The sequence below is a fragment of the Pseudomonas sp. NY15437 genome, assembly GCF_048068435.1.
In the GTDB taxonomy this organism is placed as follows: domain Bacteria; phylum Pseudomonadota; class Gammaproteobacteria; order Pseudomonadales; family Pseudomonadaceae; genus Pseudomonas; species Pseudomonas nitroreducens_B.
This window is the reverse complement of sequence record NZ_JBLUQC010000005.1, coordinates 267,085-286,082: the sequence shown is the minus strand read 5'-3', so window position 1 is coordinate 286,082 and position 18,998 is coordinate 267,085. Positions and strand designations below refer to the sequence as shown.

Annotated in this window: 17 protein-coding genes; 8 read left to right on the top strand and 9 right to left on the bottom strand. The window is 66.9% G+C overall.

Annotated elements, in window-relative coordinates:
* Positions 1-32: 32 nt before the first annotated feature.
* The 3 genes from ACNFIA_RS14560 (at position 33) to ACNFIA_RS14550 (ending at position 3,769) form a co-directional block, all read left to right on the top strand.
* Complete coding sequence (locus ACNFIA_RS14560; protein ID WP_416785915.1) at positions 33-1,397, top strand: TAXI family TRAP transporter solute-binding subunit; 1,365 nt, start codon at positions 33-35, stop codon at positions 1,395-1,397.
* 115 nt (positions 1,398-1,512) lie between these two features.
* The gene (gene yejK, locus ACNFIA_RS14555; protein WP_259757020.1) at positions 1,513-2,520 is read left to right on the top strand and encodes a nucleoid-associated protein YejK; all 1,008 of its coding nucleotides are present in this window, start codon (positions 1,513-1,515) and stop codon (positions 2,518-2,520) included.
* A gap of 322 nt (positions 2,521-2,842) precedes the next feature.
* Positions 2,843-3,769, top strand: a complete 927-nt coding sequence (locus ACNFIA_RS14550) for a DUF4344 domain-containing metallopeptidase (RefSeq protein ID WP_416785912.1) — start codon at positions 2,843-2,845, stop codon at positions 3,767-3,769.
* On the opposite strand, the gene ACNFIA_RS14545 is transcribed toward ACNFIA_RS14550, so the two are convergent.
* The 4 genes from ACNFIA_RS14545 to ACNFIA_RS14530 form a co-directional block, all read right to left on the bottom strand.
* The gene (locus ACNFIA_RS14545; protein WP_416785909.1) at positions 3,750-4,685 is read right to left on the bottom strand and encodes a glutathione S-transferase family protein; all 936 of its coding nucleotides are present in this window, start codon (positions 4,683-4,685) and stop codon (positions 3,750-3,752) included. The two genes, ACNFIA_RS14550 and ACNFIA_RS14545, sit on opposite strands and share 20 nt — an antisense overlap.
* Positions 4,686-4,748: 63 nt before the next feature.
* The gene (locus ACNFIA_RS14540; RefSeq protein WP_259757028.1) at positions 4,749-5,054 is read right to left on the bottom strand and encodes a GIY-YIG nuclease family protein; all 306 of its coding nucleotides are present in this window, start codon (positions 5,052-5,054) and stop codon (positions 4,749-4,751) included.
* Entirely contained in the window at positions 5,051-5,752 is a 702-nt protein-coding gene (locus ACNFIA_RS14535; RefSeq protein WP_259757029.1) for a glutathione S-transferase C-terminal domain-containing protein, read from the bottom strand. The genes ACNFIA_RS14540 and ACNFIA_RS14535 overlap by 4 nt, the downstream gene beginning before the upstream one ends.
* A gap of 70 nt (positions 5,753-5,822) precedes the next feature.
* Positions 5,823-6,308 (bottom strand): nuclear transport factor 2 family protein, encoded by a 486-nt coding sequence (locus ACNFIA_RS14530; RefSeq protein WP_416785906.1) that lies wholly within the window; start codon positions 6,306-6,308, stop codon positions 5,823-5,825.
* 124 nt (positions 6,309-6,432) lie between these two features.
* On the opposite strand from ACNFIA_RS14530, the gene ACNFIA_RS14525 reads away from it, so the two are divergent.
* Positions 6,433-7,389, top strand: a complete 957-nt coding sequence (locus tag ACNFIA_RS14525) for a GlxA family transcriptional regulator (protein WP_416785904.1) — start codon at positions 6,433-6,435, stop codon at positions 7,387-7,389.
* Between the two features lie 201 nt (positions 7,390-7,590).
* On the opposite strand, the gene pcsA is transcribed toward ACNFIA_RS14525, so the two are convergent.
* The 5 genes from pcsA to ACNFIA_RS14500 all read right to left on the bottom strand — a co-directional run bounded on the left by pcsA (position 7,591) and on the right by ACNFIA_RS14500 (position 12,859).
* Positions 7,591-8,364, bottom strand: a complete 774-nt coding sequence (gene pcsA / locus ACNFIA_RS14520) for a phosphatidylcholine synthase (protein ID WP_416785901.1) — start codon at positions 8,362-8,364, stop codon at positions 7,591-7,593.
* A gap of 266 nt (positions 8,365-8,630) precedes the next feature.
* The gene (locus tag ACNFIA_RS14515; RefSeq protein ID WP_416785898.1) at positions 8,631-9,407 is read right to left on the bottom strand and encodes an amino acid ABC transporter ATP-binding protein; all 777 of its coding nucleotides are present in this window, start codon (positions 9,405-9,407) and stop codon (positions 8,631-8,633) included.
* 12 nt (positions 9,408-9,419) lie between these two features.
* Complete coding sequence (locus tag ACNFIA_RS14510; RefSeq protein WP_259757043.1) at positions 9,420-10,517, bottom strand: amino acid ABC transporter permease; 1,098 nt, start codon at positions 10,515-10,517, stop codon at positions 9,420-9,422.
* 10 nt (positions 10,518-10,527) lie between these two features.
* Positions 10,528-11,712: an amino acid ABC transporter permease gene (locus ACNFIA_RS14505; protein ID WP_416785895.1), complete on the bottom strand. Its 1,185-nt coding sequence runs from the start codon at positions 11,710-11,712 to the stop codon at positions 10,528-10,530.
* Positions 11,713-11,830: 118 nt separating this feature from the next.
* Entirely contained in the window at positions 11,831-12,859 is a 1,029-nt protein-coding gene (locus ACNFIA_RS14500; protein ID WP_416785892.1) for an amino acid ABC transporter substrate-binding protein, read from the bottom strand.
* A 512-nt stretch (positions 12,860-13,371) separates the two neighbouring features.
* Here ACNFIA_RS14500 and ACNFIA_RS14495 point away from each other — a divergent pair.
* From ACNFIA_RS14495 to rhlB, 4 genes are all read left to right on the top strand, one after another.
* Positions 13,372-14,025: an alpha/beta hydrolase gene (locus tag ACNFIA_RS14495; protein ID WP_259757051.1), complete on the top strand. Its 654-nt coding sequence runs from the start codon at positions 13,372-13,374 to the stop codon at positions 14,023-14,025.
* A 31-nt stretch (positions 14,026-14,056) separates the two neighbouring features.
* Positions 14,057-15,949, top strand: a complete 1,893-nt coding sequence (locus ACNFIA_RS14490; protein WP_416785889.1) for an acyl-CoA synthetase — start codon at positions 14,057-14,059, stop codon at positions 15,947-15,949.
* A 151-nt stretch (positions 15,950-16,100) separates the two neighbouring features.
* Positions 16,101-17,039 carry a GGDEF domain-containing protein gene (locus tag ACNFIA_RS14485; RefSeq protein ID WP_259757053.1) on the top strand — a complete coding sequence of 313 codons (939 nt, stop codon included), beginning with the start codon at positions 16,101-16,103 and terminating at the stop codon, positions 17,037-17,039.
* A gap of 180 nt (positions 17,040-17,219) precedes the next feature.
* Positions 17,220-18,770, top strand: a complete 1,551-nt coding sequence (rhlB, locus tag ACNFIA_RS14480) for an ATP-dependent RNA helicase RhlB (protein WP_416785887.1) — start codon at positions 17,220-17,222, stop codon at positions 18,768-18,770.
* Positions 18,771-18,998: the final 228 nt, after the last annotated feature.

Genomic DNA, 18,998 nt, shown 5'->3' with positions numbered 1-18,998 from the left:
TTCAGGACAGCACGTCGTCACAAGGACTCCCCATGCAACGCCTTCTGAACATGCTCAAGGACCTCGCCATCCTGGTGCGCGCCAACCTCTGGCTGGTGCCGGTGCTGGCCGCGCTGGTCGCGGCGGTCTTCTACTTCGTCGCCCCGCCGCCACCGATGAGCGCCACCCTGGCGACCGGCGCGCCGGGCGGTGGCTACGCGGTGTTCGGCCAGCGGCTGAAGGAGGAGCTGGCCAAGCAGGGCTTCGACCTGAAGCTAGTGCGTACCGCGGGCTCGCGGGAGAATCTCGGCAAACTGCTGGACGACGCGAGCGGCGTTGACCTGGCGCTGGTGCAGAGCGGCCAGGAGTTGCAACTGGAACCCGCGCAGCGCGCCCACCTGCAAACCCTCGGGGCGATGTTCCAGGAACCGCTGTGGCTGTTCCAGCGCCGCGAAGCGAAGATCGACCGCCTGGCCGACCTGCTCGCCTTGCGTGTGGCCATCGGCGGCGCCGGCAGCGGTACCGAGGCGGTCACCGGGGCCATCCTCAAGGCCAACGAGATATCCACAGAGCCGCTTCCGGCCGGCTGGCAGGCGCGCGGCGGCAACGCGGTGGCCAACGAACTGCTGGCCGGCCAGCTGGACGCCGCCTTCTTCGTCGGCCCGGCGGAGAACCCGCTGATCCAGCGCCTGGCCGCCAGCCCCGAGCTGAAACTCACCGGCTTTCGCCGCGCCCATGCCTACGAGGCGCGAATTCCCTTCCTCAAGCGCGTGGAGGTCAGCGAAGGCCTGCTGAACCTGGCGCAGAATGTGCCGGACCAGGACCTGGCCACCCTCTCCCCGGTCGCCACCCTGGTGGTCAACGGCGACTTCCATCCGGCGCTCACGCCACTGATCCTCGAGGCCGCGCGAAGCGTCATGAAGAGCGGCAGCCTGCTGGATGCGGCCGGCGCCTTCCCCAGCGCCGAACCACGCACCCTGGCCCTGCAGGAAGACGCCGGGCGCTACTACAAGAGCGGCCCGCCGCTGCTGCAGCGTTTCCTGCCATTCCGCATCGCGTCCCTGGCGGACCGCTACATCATCCTGTTGATCCCCTTCATCGCCATCCTCATCCCGTTGCTCAAGTCCATCGGCCCGCTGTACCGCTGGCGCATCCGCGCGCGCATCTACCGCTGGTACCGTTACCTGCGCGAGATCGACCGGCGCCTGGACGAACGCACCGGCAGCGCCGAACTGAGCAGCGAGATCGAACGCCTGGAGCAACTGGAGGCCGAACTGGCCAAGGTGGAGGTGCCGCTGTCGTACTACAACGAGCTGTACGAGCTGCACCTGCACCTGAACTACGTGATCCGCCGCCTGCGCCAGCTGCGCCGCAACCGCCGCGAGCGCGACGCGGGGCTGGTGCCAGCGGCGGACTGATCGGCGTCGCGCATCCGGCCGCCGGGTCGGGTAAACTCTGTCGTTTTCCAATCCGCCCGCCTTGCCGCCGCGCCGATGCGCGCGCCGGCGCGGGCACTGAACATCCGGGTCCGCCATGCCGATTCGTCACGCCATCGTCCACCTGATCGACAAGAAGCCCGACGGCAACCCCGCGACGCTGCACGCGCGCGACGCCGAGCTGGGCGACTCCCAGGCCATCGAGAACCTGATGGCCGACCTCAACGAGAGCTACAACGCCAAGCCGAACAAGGCCTGGGGCCTGTTCCAGGGCGAGTCCGGCGCCTACCCGTTCAGCGGCTGGCTGGGCGAGTACCTGGACGGCGGCAAGGATTTCGTCGGCTTTTCCAAGCAGGCGGTGGAACACCTGAAGACGCTGATGGAAGAGTCCAACCTGTCCACCGGCGGCCACGTGCTGTTCTGCCATTACCAGCAGGGCATGACCGACTACCTGTCTATCGCCCTGCTGCACCACAGCGAAGGCGTGGCGGTGACCGACGCGCTGGAAGTGACCCCGTCGCGCCACCTGGACCTGGGCCAGCTGCACATGGCGGCGCGGATCAACATCTCCGAATGGCGCAACAACAAGGCCTCCAAGCAGTACATTTCGTTCATCAAGGGCAAGGGCGGCAAGAAGGTCTCCGACTACTTCCGCGACTTCATCGGCTGCACCGAGGGCGTCGACGGCCCGAGCGAGACCCGCACCCTGCTCAAGGCCTTCAGCGACTTCGTGGAGAGCGAGGACCTGCCCGAAGAGCAGGCCCGCGAGAAGACCGACGTGCTGGTGGACTACGCCACCAGCCAGGCCAAGATCGGCGAACCGATGGCCCTGGACGCGCTCTCCGAGCTGATGGACGACCAGGCGCCGCGCGCCTTCTACGACTACATCCGCAACAAGGACTACGGCCTGTCGCCGGAAATCCCGGCGGACAAGCGCACCCTCAACCAGTTCCGCCGCTTCACCGGCCGTGCCGAGGGGCTGTCGATCAGCTTCGAGGCGCACCTGCTGGGCAGCAAGGTGGAGTACGACGAGGAACGCGACATGCTGATCATCCGCGGCCTGCCGACCCAGTTGCAGGACCAGCTCAAGCGCCGCAAGGACTGAGCTCCGCGCGCTGACAAGAAACGCCCACCTCCCGGTGGGCTTTTTTGTGCCTGCGGGAAAGCGCTCTCCCTGTAGGAGCGGGCCACGCCCGCGATCGCGGACAAGGTCCGCTGCTCTGCTGGGAGTGGGCGGCAGCGAAGGTCCTGGCGCGGTGTTGGCCAACTGGCGGTCGTGGAGACGCGGACGCCGGCCCTGCCGGCGGATCGCGGGCATGGCCCGCTCCTACAGGGACGCAGCGCACGGACTTCCGACAAGCGCTCCGCAGCCCGCGTGGTGCCGGTGCTAGAGTCAAATCAGGCGCCTCTCGCTCGCGGTGGTCGCCATGCCCGCTTCGCACGCTGTCACTGTCGCTGCGTCCCCGCTCTCCGGGCATCCCCGGTTGCACAGCTCATACTGGGCACTGCTGTTGTTGCTCTGCAGCCACCTCCTGTTCGCCGCCCCGCCGCCGCAGCCGCTGACACCCAACGTCGCGCGCTTCGTGCTGGCCAATGCCGAGTTCAGCGTGATGCATGAGATGGGGCACATGCTGATCGCCGAGTACGACCTGCCGGTGCTCGGCCGCGAGGAGGATGCGGCGGACCAGCTCGGCTTCATCCTGTTGTTCCGCCTCTATGCCAGGCTGCCGCGCGACGAGGTGGACGCACGCCTGCTGGATATCGCCGACTACTGGCGGCTGGAGTGGCAGACGCCCAAGCCGCCGCCGGACCAGGTGCTGGCCTGGGACAGCCATCCGCTGGACGAGCAGCGCTACTACAACATCGCCTGCCTGCTCTACGGCAGCGACATGGCGCGGCTGGACTGGTTGCCGCCGCTCACCGGGCTGCCCTATGAGCGCGCGGTCTACTGCGACCAGGAGTTCCGCCAGGCGAGCAAGGCCCTGGAGTGGATACGCCACACCCGGCACAGCGCGTCGATCCAGCGCCACGCGGCGTGGCAGCTCAGTTGGGATACGCCATCGGTGAACCGCGAGGAGGCCGAGCCACTGATTGCGCTGCTGCGCGATGGCGATCGCCTGCAACAGATGGTCAGCGAGGTCTTGCGCCTGTTCCGCCCGCCGCGCCCGCTGAACCTGCGGCTGGTCAGCTGCGGCGCGCCGGACGCCTGGTACAACCGCAACAGCGGGGAAATGGCGCTCTGCTACGAGCGCTTGCAGCACTTCCGCGAGATGGCCGAGAACCTGCCGCGCCTGCGTACCCCGGTGACGCGGCAGTGTCCCGGCCCGGTCGGGCTCAGGCCGGGCGGATGCTGAAGCCGATGCGCGGGAAGTGCACGTGGACGGTGCCGGCGCGCTCGTCGTCGCGGCGCAGGATCAGACTCTCCACGCCGGCGTGGAGCAACTCGCCTTCCACCGGATCACAGCCGTAGTCGGTGGCGGCGATCACCACGCGCTGGCCGGCCTGGTAGCCATTGGGGTCGGCGAACTCCTCGTCGGGCAGCGCGGCCGGTTGGCTGTCGCGGGCCACGGCAATGGCTTGCTCGGCGCTCATCTCGCTCGGCGCACCGTGGCCGAAGCCCAGCACGCGGCCGAGCCAGGCGGCGACGGAGGGGTAGTCGTCCACCAGCGGCGCGGTGATCGGCGTGCCCTTGAGGAACCACAGGCTGTGGGCCAGGGCGAAATCGGCGATGGAGGGCTCGCCGAAGAGGAAGTCGCCCTCCTCGCGGGCGAGCTGCTGCTCGACGCGCGCCATGAAGGCCGGCCACTGGTGCTTGGCCTGCTCGATCGGCAGCTTGCTGGCGGTGCCGCCGCTGAACAGCTGGCTGCGGTCGGCGACGAAGGCCTGGAGGAACTGCGGCGGCAGCTTGCCGAAGCGCATGGCGATGGATTCGGGCTGGAACACCAGGCTGACGGCGTGCTGGAAGATCACCGAGTCGGCCCACAGGGCAAAGCTGGCCGCCGTGAGTTCGTGGCCCTCGGGGAACAGCGCCGGCACGGCCTTTTCCTGCTCCAGGCGGCGGGCGATGAGCGCGGTGTCGCAGTAGATATCGGCGCCGACCTGCAGCACGGGGGTCTTGCGGTAGCCACCGGTGAGCGCCGTCAGGTCCGGCTTGGGCATCAGCGGCGGGATGGTCACCGAGCGCCAGGACAGCTGCTTGAAGCCCAGCATCAGACGCGCCTTTTCGGCGAAGGGCGAAGTCGGGTAGTGGTGCAGGATCAGCTCGGACATGGGTGGCTCCAGCGGCCGGTTGGTGGTCCGGCAGCTTAACCCGTACGTAGGACGACTCCTACCTCATCCCTCGGATGGGACGACATCCACGGCGCTGATGGTGAAGGGATTGGCCAGCACCAGGCGCTCCTTGGCCTTCTTGCTCAGCGCCTTGATCGCCCGCTCGCGGCGCAGGGCGTCGCCCTTGCCGGGGCAGGCCTCGACATAGACCAGGGCTTGCGCAGGACTGGAATGGAAAAAGCGCGCGCCCTTGCCGCTGCGATGGGCCTCGAAGCGGCGCTGCGCGTCGTCACTGATACCGCAGTAGAGCGCGCCGTTTTCGGCGCGCACCAGGTAGACGAACCAGGGCTTGGCCGCGGCGGCCGTCACGACGACCAGACCCGCGCCTGCATGCGGTCGCAGTAGGCGACCAGGCGCTCGTAGCTGCGCGCCATGTCGTTGAGCGGGGTTTCCAGGGTGCTGAGGACGAGGTTGGCCAGCACGCCGTAGGTGGCGGCATCGGCGCTGCACGGCTGGGCGCCGCCGAAGTACGGCAGGTCACCGAGCATGCCGTCGAGGGCCTCAAGGTCATCGCGGGCGAAGCTCAGCAGTTCCTCGCGGGTGTGGCGCAGCAGGCCGCGGCCCTTGAGGTCGCCACGGATCTTGCGCTGCAGCATCACCCCCACCAGCGGCCGCAGGGGGGCGGGGATGCCGCGCAGCATCACGTCCTTCACCTGGCGGAAGCCCTGCTCGTCGAGCCAGCGGAAGTACACCAGCAGCGGCACCAGGTGCTCGTCGCACAGGCGGGTGATCGACACCGCCCAGCCACGGCCCCGGGCATCGAGGCCGGCGTCGAGGTCGAATTCGTAGTACTGCTGCAGGGTGCGCATGATGATCGCCGTGTCGGCGATGGGTTTGCCGTCCAGCGTGATGAACGGCAGCTTGCCCTTGGGACCCTTGCGCGGGTCCATGACCGGCTTGACCTGGTACTCCAGCCCGGCGAGGCGGAGGAAGGTCTCCAGCTTCAGGCAGAAGGGGCTGACGTTGGGTACGTTGAAGGCGGGCGGGAACTGGAAAAGTGTGATCATGGCGGCGTCCGGCTTTCAGTCGCCTGTCATTTAAGCCTATCCAGCCGCCACGGGCGAGCACCAATGCCCGCTATCGGGAATTCGCCCCGCGTTGTGCGCGGTACGCCGCGAGCCCCTTGTCGGCCTGCGCGCGAATCGCCCGCTGTACCGGCGGCGCCCAGCCCAGCAGGGCTCCCTTGGCGCCCAGCGCCTGGCGCGACCATGCCCACAGGTCGAAGCTGTCCACGTGCTGACAGATCAATCCGTCGCGAAAGTGGAAATGTGCCTGGATGTGATTGATCACTTTCCGACCGGTCTGGGTGAAGGTGTAGGACGCCACCCAGCGCGCCGAGCCGCGCGTGTCGTCCGCCGTGACACCCTCGTAGGTCAGCGAGAAGTCCTGGGCACGGGCGGTGAGCAGGCGCCACATGTCGCCGGCCTCGGCGCCGCGCAGGTCGGTGAAGACGGGGTCGCTGAAGCGCACGTCGGCGCTGTAGCAGGCGGCCATGGCGTCGCCATCGCGGCGCTGGAAGGCCTGGTAGAAACGTTCGATCAACTGGGCGTTGGCGTGGGCCATGGTGGCGCTCGTGTCGGAAGGAATACGGGCAGTATCGCGGCGAGATCGACTGGACACGATTGGCAATATCGACAACATTATGATCGATACCGCCACTCTCATCGCCCGAGCAAAGCGAGACGCCATGTTCAGGATAGCCCTGTTCGTCTGCCCGCAAACCCTGTGTTCCAGCCTTGGCCTGGCCATGGACAGTTTCCACCTCGCCAACCGCCTGGCCGGCGCGCGGCGTTTCGAGGTGCTGCGGGTCAGCGCCGACGGAGCGCCAGTGGCATTGCCGTTCGGCCGCGTGGAAGTGGAAGGCGGCCTCGACCTCGCCGGGCGCTGCGACCTGCTGCTGATTCCTGCCACCGGCGCGGACGTTGCCGCCACCCTCGCCGCCAACCAGGCGCTGCTCGACTGGCTGCGACATGCGCCTGCCAGCGTGGAACTGGGCAGCCTGTGCAGCAGCGCCTTCCTGCTGGCCGAGGCCGGCGTGCTGGACGAGCGCCGCGCCACCACGCACTGGGCGCTGGAAGCGGCCTTCCGCGAACGTTATCCGCAGGTGCGACTGGACATCGACGCCCTGTGCACCGACGACCGCGGCCGGCTCTGCTCCGGCGGTGCCCAGGCCGGGCTGGACCTGTGCCTGTACCTGATCGAGCGCCACGCCGGCGCGGCACTGGCGCGGCGCGCGGCGGCGACCCTGGTGTTCGAGCACGGGCGCGGCCGCCAGCGGCGCTTCACGCCCCTTCTGCCCGACCCGCTGCCGGCTGGCTCACCGCTGCAGCCGCTGCTGGCCTGGCTGGACGACAACTACGCGCAGCCCTTCGACCTCGCCTCGCTTGCGCAGCGCGTGCATTGCTCCACGCGCACGCTGTTGCGGCGCTTCCGCGAGCAGGTGGGCATGTCGCCGAACGACTACGTGCAGCGCCTGCGCATCGCGTCGGCGCAGGAGGCGCTGGGTGATCCGGGGCGGTCGCTGGAGCGCATCGCCAGCGACGTCGGCTATGCCGACCGGGCCAGCTTCGCGCGGCTGTTCAAGCAGGTATGCGGGGAGACGCCCGGGGCTTTCCGGCAGCGGCTGCTGGGGCGGCAGGCTTGAAGCCCGCAGGATGATGGGGTGGCTGTAGGAGCGAGCTTGCTCGCGAACCGTCCAACGCCAACGCCGCCGGGAAATCCGCTCGCGAGCAAGCTCGCTCCTACGAAGAGCCGTCGATCGACGGCTGAGTGGAAACGGGTATCGATGGGTATCGCTTCGCTCCACACCATCCTACGTGGAAGCAAACCGCGATACCGCGGTCGGTCAGTGGAACCACTCCATGGCCGTGCGCCACACGCAGACGCCGACGAAGTAGGCGGAGGCGGCGAACCACAGGCCGAGCAGCCAGGGTTGGTCCACGGGGTGCTGGAGGATCAGCAGCGCACTGCTGAGCATCCAGATGAAGGTCACGGCGATGTTCAGCGGCATGAACTGGCGCACCCGGAAGGGGTGCAGGAACTTCATGCGGGTCAGGGTCAGCGCGGCCAGCACCAGCACGGTGACGAAGCTCACCCAGGGGTGCAGGTCGAGCACGAAGAAGTACACCGCCACCACGTTCCACGCCGCCGGGAAGCCGACGAAGTAGTTGTCCTTGCTCTTCATGTTGACGTTGCAGAAGCAGAACAGCGAGGACACCAGGATCACCCCCACCGCCAGCAGCTCGGTATGCACCGGCAGCGGGATGTAGCGGTAGATGAAGATCGCCGGGATGAACACGTAGGTCAGGTAGTCGATCACCAGGTCCAGGGTCGAGCCATCGAAGTGCGGCAGCACCGCCTTGACGTCGAACTTGCGCGCCAGGGTGCCGTCCAGGCCGTCCACCAGCAGCGCCACGCCCAGCCACAGCAGGCAGGCCTGCGGCCTGTTGTCGACGAGCGCGAGCAGCGCCAGCAGCGCGAGGATGACACCACTGGAGGTCACCGCGTGGGCGCCCCAGGCCTTGGCTTTGCTGAGGTTCATTGGCGATAGGATCAGGTTCACGTCGGCTCTCTTCCTTTGGACGGCGATGCAGGGGAGCTCCCTGAAACGGTAGCTCATCCCTGACAGACCACAGCACATGGGAACACCGGGAAGGCGGCCGAGTTCAGCCGGTTTTCCCGCAGCGCGCCCTGCGGCGGTAGAGTCGGCAGCATACGCCGTCGAGGGCTGGACGTGCCATCGGGGGAGACGAGCGTGAAGCGGGACTCGTCGGAGGAAGAAGAGCGCCATCTCCGGTAGGAGCGAGCTTGCTCGCGACCGCAGCTCCCGGGCACACAGTCGCCAGGCGGTTCGCGAGCACGCTCGCTCCTACCAAGAGCCCTGCGTCAGTGCAGGATCTGACTGAGGAACAGCTTGGTGCGGTCCGACTGCGGGTTGTCGAAGAACTGATCCGGCGGCGCCTGTTCGACGATCTCGCCCTTGTCCATGAAGATCACCCGGTTCGCCACGGTGCGCGCAAAGCCCATCTCGTGGGTCACGCAGAGCATGGTCATGCCGCTCTGCGCCAGGCCGATCATGGTGTCGAGCACTTCCTTGACCATCTCCGGGTCGAGCGCCGAGGTGGGTTCGTCGAACAGCATGATCTTCGGCTTCATGCACAGCGCGCGGGCGATCGCCACGCGCTGCTGCTGGCCGCCGGAGAGCTGCCCGGGGAACTTGTTGGCCTGCTCCGGGATGCGCACGCGCTCCAGGTAATGCATGGCGATTTCCTCGGCCTGGCGCTTGGGCATCTTGCGCACCCACATGGGCGCCAGGATGCAGTTCTGCAGCACGGTCAGGTGCGGGAACAGGTTGAAGTGCTGGAACACCATGCCGACTTCGCTGCGGATCGCCTCGATCTGCTTGAGGTCGTTGGTCAGCTCGGTGCCGTCCACCACGATGCTGCCCTGCTGGTGTTCCTCCAGGCGGTTGATGCAGCGGATGGTGGTGGACTTGCCCGAGCCGGACGGCCCGCAGAGCACGATGCGCTCGCCCTGCTTGACCTCCAGGTTGATGTCCTTGAGCACGTGGAACTGGCCGTACCACTTGTTCACGCCCTTCATGGTGATCATCACGTGATCGCCGATGGCCGGCTGTGCGGTCTTGTTGGTGGCTTCAGACATGATGAATCGCTCCTAACGCTTGTGGCCCGTGTCCAGCTTGTGCTCCAGGTGCATGGAGTAGCGGGACATGCCGAAACAGAAGATCCAGTAGACGACCGCGGCGAACACATAGCCTTCGGTGGCCATGCCCAGCCAGGCCGGGTCCGCGGTGGCGCGCTTGATGCTGTTGAGGAAGTCGAACAGGCCGATGATGATCACCAGGCTCGTGTCCTTGAACAGCGCGATGAAGGTGTTGACGATGCCGGGGATGACCAGCTTGAGCGCCTGCGGCAGGATCACCAGGCCCATGGTCCGCCAGTAGCCCAGGCCCATGGCGGCCGCGGCCTCGTACTGGCCCTTGGGGATGGCCTGCATGCCGCCGCGCACCACCTCGGCGATGTAGGCGGCCTCGAACAGCACCACCATCACCATGGCCCGCAGCAGCTTGTCCAGGTTCATCCCCTCGGGCAGGAACAGCGGCAGCATCACCGAGGACATGAACAGCACGGTGATCAGCGGCACGCCGCGCCAGAACTCGATGGTGGTGACGCAGATGACCTTGATCGCCGGCATCTTCGAACGCCGCCCGAGCGCCAGCAGGATGCCCAGCGGCATCGCCCCGCAGATGCCGACCGCAGCGATCACCACGGTGAGCATCAGGCCGCCCCAGGCGCTGGTCGGCACGGTTTCCAGCCCCAGGAAGCCACCGTGCAGCAGCCAGTAGGCGATGATCGGCAGCGCCACCAGGAAGCCCAGGCCGTACTTCACCTTGTAGGCGAAGCGCTTGAGGAACAGCGGCGCCGCGCCGAACACCACGAACAGCACGGTGAGGTCCACGCGCCAGCGCAGCTCCTCGGGGTAGAAGCCGTACATGAACTGGCCGAAACGCGAGCCGATGAACACCCAGCAGGCGCCCTCGCGGGAGCAGTCGGCGCGGGTGCTGCCGGTCCAGTCGGCCTTGATGATCGCCCACTCCAGCAGCGGCGGCAGGATCAGGTAGACCAGGTAGAGGCCGACCAGCGTCAGCAGGGTATTGAACCAGCTGGAGAACAGGTTGGCGCGCAGCCAGGCGAGCACGCCCACGCTCATCGCGGGTGGCGGCAGGTCGGGCTTGAAGGTATGCGTCGTCATGGAATATCCCCTACCGCTCGACCAGCGCGATGTGCTTGTTGTACCAGTTCATCAGCAGCGAAATGCTGATGCTGATGGCCAGGTAGACGCTCATGGTGATGGCCATGGTTTCGATGGCCTGGCCGGTCTGGTTGAGCACCGTGCCGGCGAACAGCGAGACCATGTCCGGGTAGCCGATGGCGGCGGCCAGCGAGGAGTTCTTCGCCAGGTTCAGGTACTGGCTGGTCAGCGGCGGAATGATTACCCGCAGCGCCTGCGGAATGATCACCAGGCGCAGCGTCTGCCCGGGGCGCAGGCCCAGGGAGCCGGCGGCCTCGGTCTGGCCGTGGCTGACCGCCTGGATGCCCGCGCGCACCGTCTCGCCGATGAAGGCGGCGGTGTAGACCGACAGCGCGAGGATGATCGACACCAGCTCCGGGATCACCACCCAGCCGCCGCGGAAGTTGAAGCCCTGCAGCACCGGCACGTCCCAGTGGAACGGCGCACCGGCCACCAGCGACACCAGGCCCGGCAGCACGATCAAGAGCGCCAGCCCGCTGAGGAAGACCGGGAACGCCTTGCCGGTGGCATGACGGCGGGCCTTGGCCCACTTCCAGATCACCGCCCAGCCGACGAGGGCCAGGATCACCGCGACGATGAACGGGCCGAGGCCGTCGGCGGCGATCGGCGCGGGCATCTGCAGGCCGCGGTTGTTGACGAAGAACAGGTCGCCGAAGCTGATGCTCTGCCGCGGGTTCGGCAGCGGGCCGAGCACGGCGAAGTACCAGAAGAAGATCTGCAGCAGCGGCGGGATGTTGCGGAAGGTCTCGATGTACAGGGTCGCCAGCTTGCGGATCAGCCAGTTGGGCGACAGCCGCGCCACACCGAGGATGAAGCCCAGCAAGGTGGCGAAGAAGATCCCCACCACCGTGACCAGCAGCGTGTTCAGCAGGCCGACCAGGAACACCCGTCCGTAGGTGTCGCTTTCGCTGTAGTCGATCAGGTGCTGGGAGATGCCGAAGCCGGCGCTGTGGTCGAGGAAACCGAAACCGGACTGGATGCCGCGGTGGGCGAGGTTGGTCTGGGTGTTGTCGAAGAGGAACCAGCCGACCGCCACGACGGCGATGACGGCGATGATCTGGAATGCCCAGCCGCGCACGACGGGATCGTTGAGCGATACCCCCCGCGGGCGCTGGGCCTTGATGGAATTCTGCATGTAAGCCCTCTCGCAAGCCGCGCCGGGCGGGCACGGGCTACGCCCGCGACCGCCCGACAGGCTTCACGTCGTTCGAAACACTCCGGCGCCCACACTCCGGGCGCCGGAACGGGTCAGGTCAGCGCACCGGCGGTGCGTACTGCAGACCACCCTTGTTCCACTGGGCGTTGAGGCCACGCTTGATCTTCAGCTCGCTGCCGTCGCCGACGTTGCGGTCGAAGATCTCGCCGTAGTTACCCACTTGCTTGACGACCTGCACCGCCCAGTCCTTGGGCAGCTTGAGGTCCTTGCCGTAGTCGCCCTCGGCGCCGAGCAGGCGCGCGACGTCCGGGTTCTTGGTGCTCTTGGCCTGTTCCTCGACGTTCTTCGAGTTGATCCCCAGCTCCTCGGCGTTGACCATCGCGAACAGCGTCCAGCGGGCGATGTCGAACCACTCTTCGTCACCCTGGCGCACGGCCGGGCCGAGGGGTTCCTTGGAGATCACCTCCGGCAGCACCACGTAGTCGTCCGGCGCCGCCAGCTTGATGCGCTGGGCGTAGAGCTGCGACTGGTCGGAGGTCAGCACGTCGCAACGGCCGGACTCCAGCGACTTGGCGCTCTCGTCGGAGGTGTCGTAGGTGATGGGGGTGTACTTGAGGTTGTTGGAGCGGAAGTAGTCGGACAGGTTGAGCTCGGTGGTGGTGCCGGCCTGGATGCACACGGTGGCGCCGTCGAGTTCCTTGGCGCTGGAGACGCCGAGCTTCTTGTTCACCAGGAAGCCCTGGCCGTCGTAGTAGGTCACGCCGACGAAGTTCAGGCCCATCGCGCTGTCACGCGAGCTGGTCCAGGTGGTGTTGCGCGAGAGGATGTCGATCTCGCCGGACTGCAGCGCGGTGAAACGCTCCTTGGCGGTCAGCGGGCTGTACTTGACCTTGGTCGCGTCGCCGAACACGGCCGCCGCCACGGCGCGGCAGACGTCCACGTCGATGCCCTTGTACTGGCCCTTGGCATCGGCATACGAGAAGCCGGGAAGACCGTCACTGATACCGCACTGCACGTAGCCTTTCTTCTTCACTGCATCCAGGGTGGCACCGGCATGGGCGAGCCCACTGATGCCGAACACGGCGGCGGTGGTCAGCACTGCCAGGGTGGATTTCACCATCTTCATCGATCTTCTCCGTTGCTTTTTTAGTGTTTTGGAGTCCCGGTTCCACCGCCGTACCCTCGTGAGGCACCAGCAAGACAACAAACGGGATGGAGACCTGAAGGTGAGTCTAGACGGCCTGTGAAAAATCCTACGGACGCCGCGAACACACCTTCGAGCGCGCAGGTCATGCGCGCCGGAACGGGTCATCAAGGGATCATTGCGTGAAGGCGAAGGCCCGCCGCGCCGGCTGTTGACCGCAGCCAGCACGGCGGGCCCTGAAACAGCCCAAGACTTTCGCGGCGCCACTTCCAGTACAGCTTTCCGGATGGGGTCGGTAGAGTGTTACCGGAAAACGGGGCCGCACAGCCTACGGATGCGATAGCAAGGGGCGTACCAGCTCAGGAACGCTCTCACAATTTCGTGCAGTCAAGTCCCACAAGTTATGGCCATGCGACATCTTCTTGCATGCCCCACCTACCCGATCCCGCGCGCGGCGCCCCTTCCTAGAGCGCCCGCCCCATCCTGGAGCCTCCATGACCCAGCCCCTGATCCTCGAACCCAGCCAGCGCGTCGATTCCTGCGTCATTTGGTTGCACGGCCTGGGCGCCGACCGTTACGACTTCGAGCCGGTAGCACAGATGCTGCAACGCAGCTTCACCTCGACACGCTTCATCCTGCCCCAGGCGCCGACCCGCCCGGTCACCGTGTTCAACGGCATGCCCGCCCCCAGCTGGTACGACATCCGCGCCATGTCCCCGGCCCGCGCCATCGACGAAGACCAGCTCAACGCCTCGGCCGACAGCGTGATCGCCCTGATCCAGGCGCAGATCGACCAGGGCATCGAGGCCCGTCGCATCGTCCTCGCCGGCTTCTCCCAGGGCGGCGCGGTGGTGCTGCACACCGGCTACCTGCGCTGGGACGGCGAGCTGGGCGGGGTCATGGCCCTGTCCACCTATGGCCCGACATTCAGTGACGACATAACGTTGCCGGCTACAAAAAGACAACTGTCCGCGCTCTGCCTGCATGGCACTTTCGACGACGTCGTGACGCTGCCCATGGGCCGCGCCGCGTACGACTTCCTGCAGGCCAACGAGGTGCCCGCCCAGTGGCGCACCTACCCGATGAGCCATGAAGTGAGCAACGAGGAACTCGGCGATATCGGCGCCTGGCTGCGGGAGCGCCTGTGATCCCCTGACCCTGCGGAGAACAAGAAGAAGCATGAACGCCCCGATCAGCAGCCTGCGTGACGTCGAAGCCCTGGAACAGGTCCCGCTGCAGGACCGCGACCTGCCGCCCAACACCTATGAACTGCTGCGCCGCTCGGCCCGGCAGTACGGCCCCTCCACCGCGCTGAGCTTCCTGCTGCAGGGCTCGGCGGCGGAGGAGCCGCTCAAGGTCAGCTACGCGGAGCTGTTCGCCCGCGTCACCCAGTCCGCCAATGCCTTTCACCGCCTGGGCGTGCGGCCGGGCACCGCGGTGTCGTTCCTGCTTCCCAACCTGCCGCAGACCCACTACGTGATCTGGGGCGGCGAGGCGGCGGGGATCGTCAATGCGATCAACCCGCTGCTCGACCCCGAGCACATCGCCGAGCTGGTGCGCGCCGCCGATTCCCGCGTGCTGGTGACCCTGGCGCCCTTCCCCGGCACCGATCTCTGGGACAAGGTCGCCGGCCTGCGCGGGCAGTTGCCGGAACTGAACGCCATCGTCACGGTCGATATCGCCAACCTGCTGCCCGAGCCGCAACGCGCGGCGCTGAAGGCGGCCCGCGGCGCGCTGCCCGAGGGCGTGCTGGACTTCGACGCCCTGCTCGCCGAGTGCCCGGACGACCACCTGGAAAGCGGCCGGGTGATCGGCCCGGACGAAGTCGCCTCCTACTTCCACACCGGCGGCACCACCGGCACGCCCAAGCTCGCGCCGCACAGCCACTTCAACGAAGTGGCGATGGCCGAGATCATGGGCCTGAATGCCGACTACGACGGCCACGACGTGCTGCTCTGCGGTCTGCCGCTGTTCCACGTCAACGGCGTCATGGTGACCGGCCTTGCGCCCTTCATGCGCGGCGGCGAGGTGCTGCTGGCCGGCCCACAGGGCTATCGCAACCCCACCTTGATCCAGGATTTCTGGAAGCTGGTGGAACGCTACAAGGTCACCAGCTTCAGCGGCGTACCGACCATCTACGCCGCCCTGCTGCAGGTGCCCAGCGAGGGCCGCGACCTGTCCAGCCTGCGCTTCGCACTGTGCGGCGCAGCGCCCATGCCGGTGGAGCTGATCCGCCAGTTCGAGGCGAAGACGGGTCTGGCGGTCATCGAAGGCTACGGCATGACCGAAGGCACCTGCGGCACCAGCTGCAACCCGCGCGGCGGCGAACGCCGGCCCGGTTCCATCGGCCTGCGCCTGCCCTACTGCGAGGTGAAGTCGGTGATCCTCGACGGCAACGGCCAGTACCTGCGCGACGCCGCCGTGGACGAGATCGGCACCCTCTGCCTGCGCGGTCCCACCGTGTTCAAGGGCTACCTGCAGGCCAGCAAGAACAAGGACATCTGGATCGACGGCGACTGGTTCAACACCGGCGATCTGGGCCGCATCGATACCGATGGCTACATCTGGCTCACCGGGCGCAGCAAGGACCTGATCATCCGCGGCGGCCACAACATCGACCCGCAGATGATCGAGGAAGCCCTGCATCGCCACCCCGCCGTGGCCCTGGCGGCCGCCGTCGGCAAGCCGTGCCTGAAGGCCGGCGAGTTGCCGGTGGCCTACATCCAGCTCAAGCCGGGCATGCAGGCCAGCGAGGCGGAGCTGCTGGAGCACGCCGCCCGCCATGTGCCCGAACGCGCGGCGGTGCCCAAGGACGTCTGGCTGCTGGACGCCATCCCGGTCACCGCCGTGGGCAAGACCTTCAAGCCGGCGCTGCGCCTGGATGCCATTCGTCGTGTGTTCGAGGACGAGACCCGCCACCTGTCCCCGCCACCGCGCGTGGAGGTGGTGGCCGATGACCGCCATGGGCAGAAAGTCCGCCTCTTCGTCGGCGGCCTCGACCTAGACTCGCGCGCCGCATTGGCCGAGCGCCTGGGCGGTTACGCGGTGCACCTGGAACTGTTGGAACACTGATGAAACACCCGGCCGACCGCCGGTCGGCCGGGTCTGTATGCGAATTGCCAGTACTCAAATCTGACTAATACTGATGGCTCAATGTGCGAAGAGGACTACAGGGAGAGTCAGTCGTGCACATCATCAGCCGCCCCCCGAATTCCGCTGCGCCATGAAAGCCGCGCAGTGGAACGAGGACATCCGCCAGCTCCAGCACCTGCGTCTGTTCCAGAACGTGGCCGCGGCCAACCTGCAGCAGTTGCTCAAGGACTTTCGCGCCTGTGAACTCGAGCGCGGGGAAATCCTGCTGTCACCGTTCAACCGCAACCACTTCCTTTATATGGTCCTCTCCGGGCACCTGACGGTGTACCTGGGCTCGCTGGACAACCAGCCGGTCAGCACCTTGCATCCGGGCGATTGCGCCGGCGAAATCAGCTTCATCGACAGCGACCACCCTTCCGCCTACGTCGTCGCCAGCGAACCGACCACCGTGCTGCGCCTGCACCGCGAAGCGCTGATCGGCCTGTTCGAGCATTCCCCGCAGGTCATGCAGAACCTGCTTGCGGTGCTCTGCGAGCGGGTGCGCCAGGGCAACCGGATCATCCTCGACACCGAGCAGAACGCCAACATCGACACCCTCACCGGCCTCTTCAACCGGCGCTGGCTGGAGCACATCTACGACCGCGAGAGCACACGCTGCGCCTTCAACGAACAGCCGATGTGCATGCTCATGCTCGATGTCGACCACTTCAAGAACTACAACGACGAGCACGGCCACCTGGCCGGCGACTACGCCCTGTGCCTGGTCGCCCATACCCTGCGCAGCCAGCTGCGACCCAAGGACAGCATGGCGCGCTACGGCGGCGAGGAGTTCGTCATCCTCCTGCCGGAAATCGCCATCGACGAAGCCCGGCGCATCGGCAACCGCCTGCGCCAGAGCCTGGAACAGATCGCCTCCTTCTATTCGCCGGTGGGCGTGCTGCCCGGTGTCACCGTGTCCCTGGGGCTGGCCGAGATGGACATCCAGGAAAACCTGCCGAGCCTGATCCTGCGCGCCGACAGCGCCCTCTACCAGGCCAAGCAGAAGGGCCGCAACTGCCTCTGCGGCTGACGCCGCGGCCTTTGCTGCGCCCATCCGCCGTCGCTGCCGCCCCTGCAACCTGCCCGCCGCGCCGACATCCGCAATGCGCGTGCGCCCCGCGCCACGCGCGGATTACCCGTGGCATTTCGCCCTGCGGGCATCTTGCATTACACTGGCGGCCGTTCATTCCTTAACCAGTACGAGACCACCGTGCTCAAAGCACTCAAGAAAATCTTCAGCAAGGGCGATGGCGAACAGCCCGTCGCCACGCCGGCAGCCCCCGCTCCCGCTGCCTCCCAGCCCGCCCCGAGCGGCGAGAAGCGTCCGCGCAAACCGCGCAATCCGCGCCCCGACGGCGAAGCCGCGGAGAAGCCGGCCCGCGGTCCGAAGAGCGACAAACCCCGCGCCGAGCGTTCCGAGAAAGGCGAACGCGGCGAAAAACGCGAACAGGCTCCCCGGCACGAGCATGCCAAGGCCGAAGGCGCCGACAAGCCCCGCGAGCCGAAACCGCGCCGCGAGCGCAAGCCGCGCCCGCCGGTGGTGGACAACTGGAAGCAGGAAGACTTCGTGGTGGAACCGGCCGAAGGCAAGACGCGCTTCCACGACTTCAACCTCGACCCGCGCCTGATGCACGCCATCCATGACCTGGGCTTCCCCTACTGCACGCCGATCCAGGCGCAGGTGCTGGGCTTCACCCTGCGTGGCCAGGACGCCATCGGCCGCGCCCAGACCGGCACCGGCAAGACCGCCGCGTTCCTCATCTCGATCATCACCCAGCTGCTGCAGACCCCGCCGCCCAAAGAGCGCTACATGGGCGAGCCGCGTGCGCTGATCATCGCGCCGACCCGCGAGCTGGTGGTGCAGATCGCCAACGACGCCATCGGCCTGGCCAAGTACACCGGCCTGAACGTCATGAGCTTCGTCGGCGGCATGGACTTCGACAAGCAGCTCCGCACCCTGGAATCGCGCTTCTGCGACATCCTGGTCGCCACCCCGGGCCGCCTGCTGGATTTCAACCAGCGCGGCGAGGTGCACCTGGACATGGTCGAGGTGATGGTGCTGGACGAAGCCGACCGCATGCTCGACATGGGCTTCATCCCGCAGGTCCGCCAGATCATCCGCCAGACCCCGTACAAGGGCGAGCGCCAGACGCTGCTGTTCTCCGCCACCTTCACCGACGACGTGATGAACCTGGCCAAGCAGTGGACGGTCGACCCGGCCATCGTCGAGATCGAGCCGGAAAACGTCGCCAGCGATACCGTGGAGCAACACGTCTACGCCGTCGCCGGCAGCGACAAGTACAAGCTGCTGTACAACCTGATCGCGCAGAACGACTGGACCCGCGTCATGGTCTTCGCCAACCGCAAGGACGAAGTGCGCCGCATCGAAGAACGCCTGACCAAGGACGGCATCAGCGCCGCCCAGATGTCCGGCGACGTGCCGCAGCACAAGCGCATCAAGGTTCTGGAAGGCTTCCGTGAAGGCAAGATTCGCGTGCTGGTCGCCACCGACGTCGCCGGTCGCGGCATCCACGTCGACGGCATCAGCCACGTGATCAACTTCACCCTGCCCGAAGATCCGGACGACTACGTGCACCGCATCGGCCGTACCGGCCGCGCCGGCAGCACCGGCACCTCCATCAGCTTCGCCGGCGAAGACGATGCCTTCGCCCTGCCGCCGATCGAGGAACTGCTGGGCCGCAAGATCACCTGCGAGATGCCGCCCACCGAGTTGCTCAAGCCGGTCCCGCGCAAACACTGATCGCTGCTTGCACCAGAAAAAGGCGAAGCCACCCGGCTTCGCCTTTTTTGTTTCCAGCGGCGTTACTGCCGGTGACGCATCGCCCTTTCTAGAGCCGCCCGTTTCTCCCGCCGGACCCGCTGGGACGACCGTACGCTATTCCCCCGCAAACAATGGCAACGCGCCATTACCCGCGCAACAGGCCCGCCCCCGGCCCGTCATGATCAGATTTATTTACAGACGTAAAAA

Bases quoted from the DNA above. Each gene is read 5' to 3' on its own strand.
- ACNFIA_RS14560 (WP_416785915.1), top strand. From the start codon at position 33: ATGCAACGCCTTCTGAACATGCTCAAGGACCTCGCCATCCTGGTGCGC.
- yejK (WP_259757020.1), top strand. From the start codon at position 1,513: ATGCCGATTCGTCACGCCATCGTCCACCTGATCGACAAGAAGCCCGAC.
- ACNFIA_RS14550 (WP_416785912.1), top strand. From the start codon at position 2,843: ATGCCCGCTTCGCACGCTGTCACTGTCGCTGCGTCCCCGCTCTCCGGG.
- ACNFIA_RS14545 (WP_416785909.1), bottom strand. From the start codon at position 4,685: ATGTCCGAGCTGATCCTGCACCACTACCCGACTTCGCCCTTCGCCGAA.
- ACNFIA_RS14535 (WP_259757029.1), bottom strand. From the start codon at position 5,752: ATGATCACACTTTTCCAGTTCCCGCCCGCCTTCAACGTACCCAACGTC.
- ACNFIA_RS14530 (WP_416785906.1), bottom strand. From the start codon at position 6,308: ATGGCCCACGCCAACGCCCAGTTGATCGAACGTTTCTACCAGGCCTTC.
- ACNFIA_RS14525 (WP_416785904.1), top strand. From the start codon at position 6,433: ATGTTCAGGATAGCCCTGTTCGTCTGCCCGCAAACCCTGTGTTCCAGC.
- pcsA (WP_416785901.1), bottom strand. From the start codon at position 8,364: ATGAGCTACCGTTTCAGGGAGCTCCCCTGCATCGCCGTCCAAAGGAAG.
- ACNFIA_RS14515 (WP_416785898.1), bottom strand. From the start codon at position 9,407: ATGTCTGAAGCCACCAACAAGACCGCACAGCCGGCCATCGGCGATCAC.
- ACNFIA_RS14510 (WP_259757043.1), bottom strand. From the start codon at position 10,517: ATGACGACGCATACCTTCAAGCCCGACCTGCCGCCACCCGCGATGAGC.
- ACNFIA_RS14505 (WP_416785895.1), bottom strand. From the start codon at position 11,712: ATGCAGAATTCCATCAAGGCCCAGCGCCCGCGGGGGGTATCGCTCAAC.
- ACNFIA_RS14500 (WP_416785892.1), bottom strand. From the start codon at position 12,859: ATGAAGATGGTGAAATCCACCCTGGCAGTGCTGACCACCGCCGCCGTG.
- ACNFIA_RS14495 (WP_259757051.1), top strand. From the start codon at position 13,372: ATGACCCAGCCCCTGATCCTCGAACCCAGCCAGCGCGTCGATTCCTGC.
- ACNFIA_RS14490 (WP_416785889.1), top strand. From the start codon at position 14,057: ATGAACGCCCCGATCAGCAGCCTGCGTGACGTCGAAGCCCTGGAACAG.
- ACNFIA_RS14485 (WP_259757053.1), top strand. From the start codon at position 16,101: ATGAAAGCCGCGCAGTGGAACGAGGACATCCGCCAGCTCCAGCACCTG.